Source organism: Tepidiphilus margaritifer DSM 15129, assembly GCF_000425565.1.
GTDB classification, from domain to species: Bacteria; Pseudomonadota; Gammaproteobacteria; order Burkholderiales; family Rhodocyclaceae; genus Tepidiphilus; species Tepidiphilus margaritifer.
Map to the genome: position 1 here is coordinate 164,276 of NZ_AUDR01000016.1, position 11,642 is coordinate 175,917.

Annotated in this window: 12 protein-coding genes; 6 read left to right on the forward strand and 6 right to left on the reverse strand. The window is 63.3% G+C overall.

Translation table 11 applies throughout. The annotated features are described in order from the left end of the window. The first annotated feature begins 12 nt into the window (after positions 1-12). The 6 genes from H607_RS0106490 to H607_RS0106515 all read left to right on the forward strand — a co-directional run bounded on the left by H607_RS0106490 (position 13) and on the right by H607_RS0106515 (position 3,980). Entirely contained in the window at positions 13-1,527 is a 1,515-nt protein-coding gene (locus tag H607_RS0106490) for a leucyl aminopeptidase (RefSeq protein ID WP_028874758.1), read from the forward strand. Positions 1,528-1,535: 8 nt separating this feature from the next. Next, positions 1,536-1,964 (forward strand): DNA polymerase III subunit chi, encoded by a 429-nt coding sequence (locus tag H607_RS0106495; protein WP_028874759.1) that lies wholly within the window; start codon positions 1,536-1,538, stop codon positions 1,962-1,964. Beyond that, a complete protein-coding gene (locus H607_RS0106500; RefSeq protein WP_028874760.1) occupies positions 1,961-2,230 on the forward strand; it encodes a hypothetical protein in 270 nt (89 codons plus the stop codon). Before H607_RS0106495 ends, H607_RS0106500 begins: the two co-directional genes overlap by 4 nt. Positions 2,231-2,279: 49 nt before the next feature. Further along, positions 2,280-2,561 carry a BrnT family toxin gene (locus tag H607_RS0106505; RefSeq protein WP_028874761.1) on the forward strand — a complete coding sequence of 94 codons (282 nt, stop codon included), beginning with the start codon at positions 2,280-2,282 and terminating at the stop codon, positions 2,559-2,561. Then, the gene (locus H607_RS0106510; RefSeq protein WP_083961967.1) at positions 2,551-2,871 is read left to right on the forward strand and encodes a helix-turn-helix domain-containing protein; all 321 of its coding nucleotides are present in this window, start codon (positions 2,551-2,553) and stop codon (positions 2,869-2,871) included. Before H607_RS0106505 ends, H607_RS0106510 begins: the two co-directional genes overlap by 11 nt. 149 nt (positions 2,872-3,020) lie before the next feature. Beyond that, positions 3,021-3,980: an Rpn family recombination-promoting nuclease/putative transposase gene (locus tag H607_RS0106515; protein ID WP_028874763.1), complete on the forward strand. Its 960-nt coding sequence runs from the start codon at positions 3,021-3,023 to the stop codon at positions 3,978-3,980. Positions 3,981-4,085: 105 nt separating this feature from the next. Here H607_RS0106515 and H607_RS0106525 read toward each other — a convergent pair whose 3' ends face one another. The 6 genes from H607_RS0106525 to H607_RS12030 form a co-directional block, all read right to left on the reverse strand. After that, a complete protein-coding gene (locus tag H607_RS0106525) occupies positions 4,086-5,918 on the reverse strand; it encodes a polysaccharide biosynthesis protein (RefSeq protein ID WP_028874764.1) in 1,833 nt (610 codons plus the stop codon). A 2-nt stretch (positions 5,919-5,920) separates the two neighbouring features. After that, positions 5,921-6,475, reverse strand: coding sequence for a sugar transferase (locus H607_RS0106530; RefSeq protein ID WP_028874765.1), 555 nt, complete (start codon positions 6,473-6,475; stop codon positions 5,921-5,923). Then, positions 6,472-7,374: an NAD-dependent epimerase/dehydratase family protein gene (locus tag H607_RS12025; protein WP_037989826.1), complete on the reverse strand. Its 903-nt coding sequence runs from the start codon at positions 7,372-7,374 to the stop codon at positions 6,472-6,474. The genes H607_RS0106530 and H607_RS12025 overlap by 4 nt, the downstream gene beginning before the upstream one ends. Beyond that, positions 7,371-8,498, reverse strand: coding sequence for a glycosyltransferase family 4 protein (locus H607_RS0106540; RefSeq protein WP_028874766.1), 1,128 nt, complete (start codon positions 8,496-8,498; stop codon positions 7,371-7,373). Before H607_RS0106540 ends, H607_RS12025 begins: the two co-directional genes overlap by 4 nt. Positions 8,499-8,505: 7 nt before the next feature. Then, positions 8,506-10,482, reverse strand: a complete 1,977-nt coding sequence (gene asnB, locus H607_RS0106545) for an asparagine synthase (glutamine-hydrolyzing) (RefSeq protein ID WP_028874767.1) — start codon at positions 10,480-10,482, stop codon at positions 8,506-8,508. 5 nt (positions 10,483-10,487) lie between these two features. Further along, positions 10,488-11,642 (reverse strand): glycosyltransferase family 4 protein (locus H607_RS12030; RefSeq protein ID WP_051240728.1); only part of this gene is annotated, 1,155 nt, incomplete at its 5' end.

An 11,642-nucleotide genomic window follows, 5' to 3' on the forward strand; every position in this document is an offset into this window, starting at 1 on the left:
AGGAGTGAGCCCGTGGAATTTACCATAAACGTACAGCCCGCCGAAAAAATCCCTGCCACCTCCTTCGTGCTCCCCGTCTTCGCCGACGAGCCCATGCCGCTCGCCAAGCGTCTCGACAAACTCAGCAAAGGCAAGCTCACGGCGCTGCTCAATGAGGAAACCGATCTCGACAAAGCCGGAAGCCTGCACACCTACACCACGCTCCCGGGGCTGGACGCCGAACGCCTACACGTCGTCTCGCTGGGGCCGCGCGCCAAGCTCGATCGCCGCGCCTGGATGAAAGCGGTGCGTTCTGCCGCCGCCGCGCTCGCCAACGGCCCCGTCGGTACGGCGGTCGTGGCGCTCGCCGAGATCGAAGTGCCCGGAACCACGCTCACCGAACGTCTGCGCCGTCTGGCCACGGCGCTCGAAGACGCCACTTATGCCTACGACGCCACCAAAACCACCAACGGCAAGAAACCACGCGGCGCCGAACGCATCGAACTGCCGCTGTCCACGCCCCTCTCTCCCAATGAACTCGCTGCCCTCGAAGAAGGCCGCGCGATCGCCGCCGGCATGGCGCGCGCCCGCGAGCTCGGCAACCTCCCGCCCAACCTCTGCACCCCTGCCAAGCTCGCCGAAACGGCGCTCGAACTCGGCAAGGCGTACGAGCTCAAGGTCCAGGTGCTCGAGCGCGAAGACGCGGAGCGCCTCGGCATGGGTGCCTTCCTCGCCGTGGCCGCCGGCAGCAAGACTCCGCCCAAGTTCATCGTGGCCGAATACCGCGGCAGCGGCGAGAAACGCGGCAAGCGCCGCCCCATCGTCCTCATCGGCAAAGGCATCACCTTCGATTCGGGCGGCATCTGTCTCAAGCCAGCCGCCCAGATGGACGAGATGAAATTCGACATGTGCGGCGCCGCCGCCGTACTCGGCACACTAGAAGCCGTCGCCCGGCTCAAGCTCCCGCTCGACGTCGTGGCCATCGTCCCCGCCACCGAGAATCTCCCCAGCGGCACGGCCACCCGCCCGGGCGACGTCGTGCGCACGCTCGCCGGACGCACGGTGGAGATCCTCAACACCGACGCCGAAGGGCGGCTCATCCTGTGCGATGCCCTCACCTACGCCCAGCGCGAATACCGCCCCGAGTGCCTCATCGACGTCGCCACGCTCACCGGCGCCATCGTCATCGCCCTCGGCAAGGAAGCCACCGGCCTCATGAGCAACGACGAAACCCTCGCCCAAGCGCTCCTCGAAAGCGGCGAACGCGCCGCCGACCCCGCCTGGCAGCTGCCGCTGTGGGACGAATACCAGGAAGCGCTCAAGAGCAATTTCGCCGACGTGGCCAACGTCAGCACCGACCGCGCCGCCGGCTCCATCACCGCTGCCTGTTTCCTCGCCCGCTTCGTCGAAAACGTCCCCTGGGCGCATCTCGACATCGCCGGCACCGCCTGGCGCTCCGGCGAGAAAAAAGGCGCCACCGGCCGCCCCGTGCCGCTGCTCGTCGAATTCCTCCTCGAGCGCGCCGCCGCCCGGCGTCAGGGCGACTGACTCCTCCCATGGCGCACGTCCGCTTCTATTACGACGTGCCCGAGCCGCTCGCGCTCGCCTACGAGCTCGCCGCCCGCGCCTACCGCGCCGGGCAAAAAGTGGCCGTGCGCCTGGAAGACGAAACCATGCTCGCCACCCTGGCCCACCGCCTCTGGACCCAGGAATCCGGCGCTTTCCTGCCCAACGTCCCCGCCGGCTCGCCGCTCGCCGGGCAAACCCCCATCGTCCTCCTCACGGCCGAAGCGCCCATCCCACCGCGCCCCGTCCTCATCCAGCTCGCCCGCTCCCATCCCGAGCTGGATCGGAACAGCGAATGGGTTTTGGAAATCGTCGGCCCCCAGGAAAACGACAAAGCCCCCGCGCGAGAACGTTTTCGTCGCTACCGCGCCGAAGGGCACGACGTCCAGGCCATCCCCCGCAAGGCCCCGACCCCATGACCCCGACCAACGACCCCTCCCCTGCCGCCCCGCCGCTTCCCGTCGACGACCTGCCGCTCCTCACGGAAGTGGTCGACACGCCCTCCCCCGCAAGCGCCTCGTCCCCCTCGCCCTCGCCCAATCAGAACCTCACCCCCGCCGCCGAAGCACAACTGCGCTGGATCGAACGGCGCCTGCCACAAATCCTCGCCGAAGAGATGGCATTGCTGCAAACCCGCGTCCTCACCCGGCTGAAGCTCGAGCTGGAGCAGGGGCCGCCGAAGTAATGCCACCTTATACCTTGTGACTTGTAGTCCATTGAACTACAATTGAGCCATGGATTTCGAATGGGATGAGGCAAAAAGCGAAGCGTGCTTCCTCGAGCGTGGGTTTGATTTCGCCTATGCGACCAGAGCCTTCTTCGATCCGAACCGCCTGATCCAAGCTGATACCCGATACAACTACGGCGAGGAACGTTACCAGTTGATGGGCAAGATCGAAGGTCGGCTCTTCGTCGTGATCTATACACCAAGGAATGGCGCGATTCGCATCATCTCGGCCCGCAAAGCCAACCAACGGGAGATTAAGCACTATGAAAATCGTACGCATGAGGATTGACCCCGAAGTTCCCGAATCGCTGAATGTAGGGCGCATCGATCCCGAACGGGTGGATGCTACGACGGAGGCCGACGTTGCCCGACAGGCCGCTGCCGATGGGGCTGAGGCAATGCAAGACGTCGCCCGCTTCGTGCGTCGCGTCCGCCTGCGTTTAGGGCTAAGCCAGGTGGAATTTGCCGAGCGGATCAATGTTCCGCTGGACACCATCCGCAACTGGGAACAAGGAAAGCGCCGCCCGACGGGGGCTGCCAAGGCATTGCTCAAAGTGCTCGACAAGGCACCGGAAGCCGCGCTCGCCGCCCTGCACTGACCTCTCCTCCAGCTCACCCCGCCGCAACACCCCCGGCGTGCGAAAGCGCACGATGCGCCGGTACAGCCAGACGTAGAGCACTGCGAATAACAAGGACAGCGCTGCCCAACCGCAGGAACTTTGGTCCCGATGCGGCTACAATAGGGGACATGAACGCCCGACACGACGCTAGCTACAAGCACCTCTTCTCCTCGCCCAAGGTGGTGCAGCACCTCATCGAAGGGTTCCTGCCCGCCGAAGGGCTGGGGTGGCTCGACTTCAGTACCCTGGAAAAAGTTCCCGCGAGCTACGTGAGCGAAGACCTGCGCGAACGCGCCGATGATGTCATCTGGCGGGTGAAGACCGGTGAAGACTGGCTCTACCTCTATCTTCTGATCGAATTCCAAAGTAGCGTCGACCCCTGGATGGCGGTACGCCTCCTCACCTACGTCGGGCTGCTCTATCAGGACCTCATCAAGGGCGGACAGATCAAGGGCAGGCGCCTGCCGCCAGTCTTGCCCATCGTCTTCTATACCGGCGAAGCACCCTGGAGTGCGGCCACCGACATCGCCGAGCTCCTGCCCCAAGACCCGCCCGAGACGCTCGCCAAGTACCTGCCGCGCTTGGCCTACGTGCTCATCGACGAGAACGCCTATAGTGACGAGACGCTCGCCGGGCTGAAGAACGTGGTCGCGGCCACCATGCGGCTCAAGCGCCAGCAACGGCCGCAGGATCTCGCCCGGCTTACCGCGGCGCTGCACAGCTGGTTTGCCGGCGATGTGGAACTCGAACGCCTGCTCACCGTCTGGATTCGAGAATATCTACTGCGCGACCTGCGTCCGGAACTGGACGTACCCGAAGCCCACGACCTGGGGGAGATCACCATGCAACTGGCCGAACGATTCAAGCAATGGGAACGAGAAGTCAAGACCGAAGCCCGACTCGAAGGTCGACTCGAGGGTCGGCTCGAAGGCGAAGCGCTTTTGCTGCAACGCATGCTCACGCGCCGCTTCGGTCCCTTGCCCGAGTGGGCGCAGCAGCGCCTGCGCTCTGCATCGAGCGAAGAGCTCGAGACTTGGGCCGACCGCGTGCTCGATGCCCAGCGGCTCGAAGACGTCTTCGGAAGATGACGGCTGTCTGGTTCCACCCTCACCCGCGCCGCAACACCCCCGGCGTGCGAAAGCGCACGATGCGCCGGTACAGCCACACGTAGAGCACCGCGAAACCAGAACCGATCACCCCTGAAACTCCGGCACGACCCCTTTCAAGCCTGCCCGCAGCGCTGCCTCGTCTCCTGAACTGCAAACCGTCCACAATGCGTCCAGCGCTTCCTCGAGGCGAGTGAAATCGCACGATCGTGCCTGGGCGAGCAAGATTTTGGGGTGAGACGTCGGCAACAAATGCTCTGCATCATGGAAAAGCTCTTCGAAGAGCTTCTCGCCCGGGCGCAGGCCAATGAACTCGATCGTGATATCCTTTCCCGGCTCATAGCCCGCCAACTGGATCATCTGTTGCGCCAGGTCTAAGACCTTCACCGGCTCACCCATATCCAGCACGAAAATCTCTCCCCCTCGTCCCATCGACGCTGCCTGGAGTACCAAGCTCACCGCTTCCGGTATGGTCATGAAATACCGCGTCATCTCGGGATGGGTTACCGTTACCGGCCCTCCTTCCTCGATCTGACGGCGAAACAACGGCACCACGGACCCGGCCGAACCGAGCACGTTGCCGAAACGCGTCGTGATGAAGGCCGTCGCAGATCTGGCGTTCAATCCCTGGCAATAAAGCTCCGCGATGCGCTTGCTCGCCCCCATCACATTGGTCGGATTCACCGCCTTGTCCGTAGAAATCAGAACGAACGTCTGCACCCCGAATTCATCGGCCAGATCCGCTACCCCACGCGTTCCAAAAACGTTGGTCTTTACCCCTTCGAACGGATTGTCCTCTACCAGCGGAACGTGCTTGTAGGCTGCCGCATGCAGCACCACTTCGGGACGAAACTGCTCGAAGATCCAGCGCATGCGGGTGGTGTCGCGCACGTCACCGAGCAGCGCCGTCACCTCGCCCGAGCCGGAAAGACGCCGCATCTCCTGCTCGATCAGGTAAAGGTTGAACTCGCCGTGATCGACCATCACCAACCGATCAATACCATAGCGCCGCACCTGGCGACAGATTTCCGAACCGATCGAACCCCCCGCCCCGGTCACCAATACACGGCGCCCCTGCAAAAATGAGCGGATTCTTGCATCCTCCAGCGCCACTGGCGCTCGGCCCAGCAAATCCTCGATGCGAATCTCCCGCAGGCGGGACAATCCAACGCGTCCGTCGGCAAGCTCGGCCAAAGAAGGCAGCGTGACACAATGCACCCCGAGCCGTTTGCACTGCTCCACCACCGGGCGGATCACCCTCGAGCTTGCCGAAGGCATCGCAATCAGCACCGCTTCGATTCCCCGCTGGACAACTTCTTTCTCCAGCGAGGAGAGCGGTCCCAAGACAGGCACCCCATGGAGCTCACGCCCCTGCTTGTCTGGAGCATCATCCAGAAAACCCACGGGGACATATTTGTCACTGCGCAGCAGATCCCGCACCAGCATGTCGCCGGCCTGCCCTGCTCCCAAGATCAGCGCACGTCTTCCGCCCCGATGCGATATTTGCTGTCTTTTGTCCTGCACCCAACGATATACCACCCGATCCCCGATCAGCCCCAGGGTGAGAAAAAGGGGATAGAGCAGCACCACCGAACGGGGAACACCTTCTAGCCGCTCGAGCAAATACAAGGCAACATAGCTCAGCGAAGCTCCCGTCACCACCGCTTTCAGGATGCGCGCCAGATCGGGAAGCGAAGCAAACCGCCAGATACCGCGATATAGGCCAAATGCCTGAAACGAAATCGGCTGCACGACGAGTGCAACTGCCATCAGCATCCACATGCCAGGCTGCTGCTGAGGCGGTACCTCCTCGAAATTGAAACGTGCGAGATAAGCGAGCACGATGGCCAAGGGCACCCACAGCACATCATGCACCAAGGCGATCAAGCGTTTTGGTAGCCTGGAGAGCAGCATTTTCATCGTCATTGCTGTCGAATACGATCGCCCTGACCTGCGCCAGTCACCGTCTTGATGATGTAAGTGAAATACGCGGCTACCCCAAAATCCTTCAGCATCTGCGCATCGGTCTCAGCGAGCAGTTTCGGGGTGGACATGTCAATTCCCTTGATCTGGGCTAGTCCGGTGATGCCAGGGCGAACGGCAAAAACCCCTCGCGCTGCACGTTCTTCAATGAGCTCCGTCTGATTGAACAGACAAGGCCGTGGCCCCACCAGGCTCATTTCGCCCTTCAACACGTTCCACAACTGCGGTAGTTCATCGAGCTTGGTTCGACGCAAAAAAGCGCCAAAAGGGGTCACAGCGGACGGATTGGCCAGATGCGTAGCAACCGATTGCGTGTCTGGCCGCATGGTGCGAAACTTCACTAAGATAAACGGCTTTTGATAACGACCGACACGCTGCTGCCGGAACAATGGCTTCCCGGTATCAAACCAGCCGATCACAAGCAGCAAGAGCAAAAGCGGCGAAAGCAGCAACAGCCCCAGCGCGGCAAAGACGATGTCAAAGGCACGGATCATTGCTCATCCTCTACTTCAAGCATTTCACGCAAGCCGGCGATAAGCCCCACACGCGCCCGCCAGCCGAGCTCGCGCTCGATGCGTGTCGGCGAATACCAAGCAGAACCGAGCAAACGCTCGACGGCAAGCTCAGCACGTCGGCTCACCCGCCCTGCGGCACGCAGCCAAGCCTCCGGGATGCTCCAGGACAAATTCGGTTTTCGCAGCACGGCACGCATCGCATCATATAGCTCGCGCGTCGAATAAGGACGCGGATCGGCGACGATATAGGTGCGGCCATTTGCCTCTGGCCGCTCGGCAACGAGCCGAGCAGCCGCGACGACATCCTCCACATGCACGATCGAACGCCGATTGCCCGTCTCGGGCAAAGGAGGGAACCAGCCGGCACGCACAGCCTGTGCCATGCGCATGAGATTCCCCTGCCCACCGCGACCATACACCGGCACTGGCCGTAAGATGACGACGTGCATGCCAAAACGCACGCCGGCTTCGAGCACAGCGTTTTCTGCCAAGCGTTTGGCACGGCCATAAGCCGACGCCGGTTCGCCGGGCAAATCCTCGTCGGCGCATTCCGCACCAGGTTCGGCCATCGCCTTGACGCTGGAAAAAAACACGAAGCGCCGCACGCCTGCCGTTGCAGCAGCCGTGAGCAAGTTGCGTGTACCCTCGAAGTTGACGCGCCAGTGCAGTGCATCATCCGCTGCGTCCGCATCGGCCATTCCTGCGCAATGAAAAACGGCATCGACGCCTTCGCATGCGCGGGCGAGTGTTGCCGCATCGAGCAAATCGCCCACCACTTCGCCCGGCAAGCCAACCGGCCGCCGCACCAGGGCTCGATCCCCAGGTTGCCACAGACGGCAGCCAATGAAGCCCGTAACCCCGGTGATGAATGTCATCATGCGCTCACTTTCTCGAGCAGTTCGCGGTATATGGCCAAATGCGCCGCCACAATCTTCTCGATGGCAAATTCACGCTCTGCAAGACGGCGGCCGTGCTCGCCCATGCGACGACGTAGCTCTGGATCACGAATCAAGCGTTCGATGGCATCGGCCAAGGCATTGGTATCACGCGCCGGTACCAGCAAGCCGCTTTCCCCAGGCTCGATGGCATCGCGACAGCCAGGTCGATCCGTTGTGACCACGGCCCGCCCACATGCCGCCGCCTCGATTAGCACTTTGGGCATGCCTTCGCGGTAGGATGGCAATACGACAACGTGCGATCGAGCAAAAAGCGCTGCAATGTCGTTTCGATAGCCCAATACCTCGACGACCCCCTCGGCGCGCCAGCGTTCGATTTCCGCGGCGCTCACCGAAGTTGGATTGCCCGGGTCAGGAGCGCCAATCAACCAAAACCGTGCCTTCACGCCACGCATCCGGAGTTGCCGTGCCGCTTCGATGAATTCATACACCCCTTTATCCCTAAGGAGTCGTGCAGCAAAGGAAACGACTGGAATTCCCTCTGGCTCAGGCAGATAAGGGTAATCTTCGAGCGCCACGCCGGAACCGCGAATCAATGTCGTCTGCTCTGCTTTTACTGCCTTCATCTCAAGCAGCGTTGTCTGATCATCAGGATTCTGAAAAATGACGCGGCTATTCGCGTGTCCCAATGCGAGACGGTAAAGTTTTTCCACGATCCATCGCAACCCGCCAAATCGTGTAGGGGCGACGAACAACGTGCCCAGGCCGGATATCGCCGCTACCATAGACGGCACTCGGCAAAGCCGCGCCATCAAACCGCCATAAACCACGGGTTTGATGGTGACGAGATGCACCAAATCTGGCTTGATACGTTCAAGTAACCGGAAAATCGCCCAGAGCGTCCTGATTTCCTGCCAGGGATGCGTGCCGCTGCGCGAGAAGGGCAGCTCGTGGTGGGTCAACCCTGCTGCGATGATTTTTTCGACCGCTGCTCCCGCTGCCGTTGCGACATGAACTTCGAAACCCGCCTCGCGCGCTGCCACGCCGAGCGGAAGGCGGTGTGAAACAAAGAATTCGGCAGCGTTGACGAGAAAAAGAAGCCTCATCCGTTGCTTACCTCGAGTAGTGACACAACCACGCCTCCCACATCAAAACATCCCATAAATAATACTGCCAATTGCGCTGCCCGCTCAGGTGTTCGGCCCACATGCGGCGCACTGGGGCTGGGTCTAGGTAGCCGGCTTGGCGCAGGCGCGTTTCGCTCAACAGGTCTTCCGCCCACTCGCGCAGCGGCCCGCGCAGCCAGTGCTCCAGCGGAATGCCAAAGCCCATCTTGGGCCGCTCCACCAACTCGCGTGGCACGTGGCGGTACAGCACCTGACGCAGCAGCCATTTGCCTTCGTTGCCGCGCACCTTCAGCGCAAGCGGCAAGCGCCAGGCAAACTCCAGCACGCGGTGGTCCAGCAGCGGCACGCGCGTCTCCAGGCTCACGCCCATGGCGGCGCGATCCACCTTGACCAAAATGTCGTCGGGCAGGTAGCTCACGGTGTCGAGCTGCATCATGCGCTGGCAAAAGTCATCGAGCTGTGCCCACTGCGCGGCGTCGGTCAGCGCGGTGGGCGGCTCGGTGGCGCCCAGCACCAGCGCGGAGGGCTCATTCCAGTGCGACACCAGCCGCCGGTAAATCGCTTGCGGCGAGGGCGCGGCCAATATCTCGGCCAGCTTGTGCAGCTTGTCGCCCGCGTTGGCATAGCGATACTGGCGCGGCAGCAGCCACGCGCCCACGCGCCACAGCGCATTCCAGCCCTTGGGCGGCAGCGCCCGAATGCCGCCCGCCAGGGCCGCGCGCAGCGGCACGGGCAGCCAGCCCACACCACGCCAAAGCCGATCGGCAAGAAAATACCGCTGATAGCCACCGAATAATTCATCCCCACCGTCGCCAGAAAGGCTCACAGTCACCTGTTGGCGCGCCAGTTGCGCGACCAAAAACGTAGGGATTTGGGACGAGTCGGCAAACGGCTCGTCGTACAGCGCAGGCAGGCGCGGAATCACGTCCATGGCCTGCCCGGGGGTGACGTACAGCTCCGTGTGCTGCGTGCCCAGGTGCCGGGCCACCGCCTTGGCGTGCTGCGCCTCGTCGTAGCCATCGGTGTCAAAGCCGATGGTAAACGTGCGCACCGGCTGTGCCGACTGCGCCTGCATCAGCGCCACCACCGTGCTCGAATCTATCCCGCCCGACAAAAACGCCCCCAGCGGCACGTCTGCCATCATCTGCTCCGCCACCGCCTGGCGCAGCAGGCGCTCCAGCTCGTCGCACGCCTCGGCCTCGGTGCCGCGGAAAAGGTTGCGCTGCCCCTCTTCGGCCACCTGCCGGGCCGACCAATACGCCTGCGGCGCCGGCAGGGCCGCCGTGCCCGCCTGCTGCGCCTGGGCCTGCGTGATGCACAGCGTGGTGCCCGGCGGCAGCTTGGCAATGCCGCGATAGATCGAATACGGCACCGGAATGTAGTTGTGTCTGAAATACAGTGCCAGCGCGTCGCGGTTGACCTCGCCCGCAAAGGCCGGGTGCGCGCGCAGCGCCTTGAGCTCTGAGCCAAACAGCAACACCCCGCCCTGCCAGCCGTAGTAAAGCGGCTTTTCGCCCAGCCGGTCGCGCGCTAGCGTCAGCGTGCGCTGCGCGGCATCCCACAGCGCAAAGGCAAACATACCCACGCAGCGCTGCAAAGCCGCCTGCACGCCCCATGCCTCTATGGCTGCGAGCAAGGTTTCGGTGTCTGAATGGCCGCGCCATGCAGGCGCCTTGCCCGCCGCCGCCAGCTCTTGGCGCAGCGCAGCGTGGTTGTAAACCTCGCCATTGAAGGCAATGACGAGCCGCCCCGACGCCGACACCATGGGCTGATGCCCCGCGGGCGACAAATCCACAATGGCCAGCCGCCGGTGGCCCAGTGCCACGCCCGCCGCGCCATCCACCCACACGCCCCCATCGTCAGGCCCGCGGTGCATTAGCGTATCCGCCATGCGACGCACCTGCGCCTGGGCAGCATCGGGCGCAAGGCCCGCGGGTTGCCAAAAGCCGGTTATGCCACACATGGCCCTCATCCTTCTATCTTGTTACGCATTGGTGCCTTGGGGTCGTTCAGGTTAGCCACCTGCGCCCACAGCGCTTGGTAGCGCTGCACCATGCGATCCAGGCAAAATTCGTCCACGATGCGCTGACGCGCGCGCTGTTGCCGCTCGGCCCAGGCAGCGGAATCGCGCCGGGCCTCCAAAGCCGCTTGTACCGCTGCGGCCAGCACCTGCGCATTGCGCGGCGGCACCACCCAGCCCGTGTCGCCTACGATCTGTGCTGCGTCTCCCACGTCGGTAGTCACGCAAGGCGTACCGCAGGCCATGGCTTCGGCGAGCACGTTGGGGAATGCCTCGCCTAGCGAGGACAACACATGCACGTCCAGCGCCGCCATCACCGCTGGCACGTCGGTGCGCGGCCCCAATAAGCGCACGCGCTGCGCCAGCCCCGCGGCAGCTATCTGCCGCACCAACTCCGCATTGCCCGCATCACAGCCCGTACCCACCAATATGGCAGCAAAATCGGCCCCAAGCGCCTGCAAATGGGCGCAAGCAGCTATGAAATTTCCATGATCCTTCTGCGGATCGAAACGCGCCACCATGCCCAGCAGCGGCACCCCATCGGGCACACCCCACTCGGCCCGCAGGCGCGCGCGCGCCGCTGCGTCGGGCCGCAAGTGCCCCAAGTCGTAACCATTGGGGATGATGACGAACTTGTCTACCGCATAGCCGATGCGCACGTGCACATCGCGCGCCTGCGCCGCGCAGCACACGATGGCCGCCGGCACCCAGCGCGACAGCCGGGCATTGAGCCGCGCAATCCAGATCGTGGCGCGGCGCGACTTGCCTGGCTCCAGGTTGGAGTGGCGGATGTTCCAGCACACCGCCCGCAACCCTGCCAGCCGCGCCAGCACCCCGCCCACCAGGTCGGCGTGGTACATCCACGTTTGCACCACGTCAGGTCGCTCCGCGCGCAAGATTTGCCACAAGCGGCGCAAGCCCCGCCATGTCACGCGCCCGCGCGGCATGTTCAGGCAATGTACGCGCACCCCCGCCGCACGCAACAGCGACCCGTATTTGCCCTCGCCCATCATCGAAACCACGACGTGCTGGCATGCGTCATCACCAGCCTGGGTACACAGCCGATAGAGCACCGCCTCGGCACCGCCGTCGGCTAGGTTAGT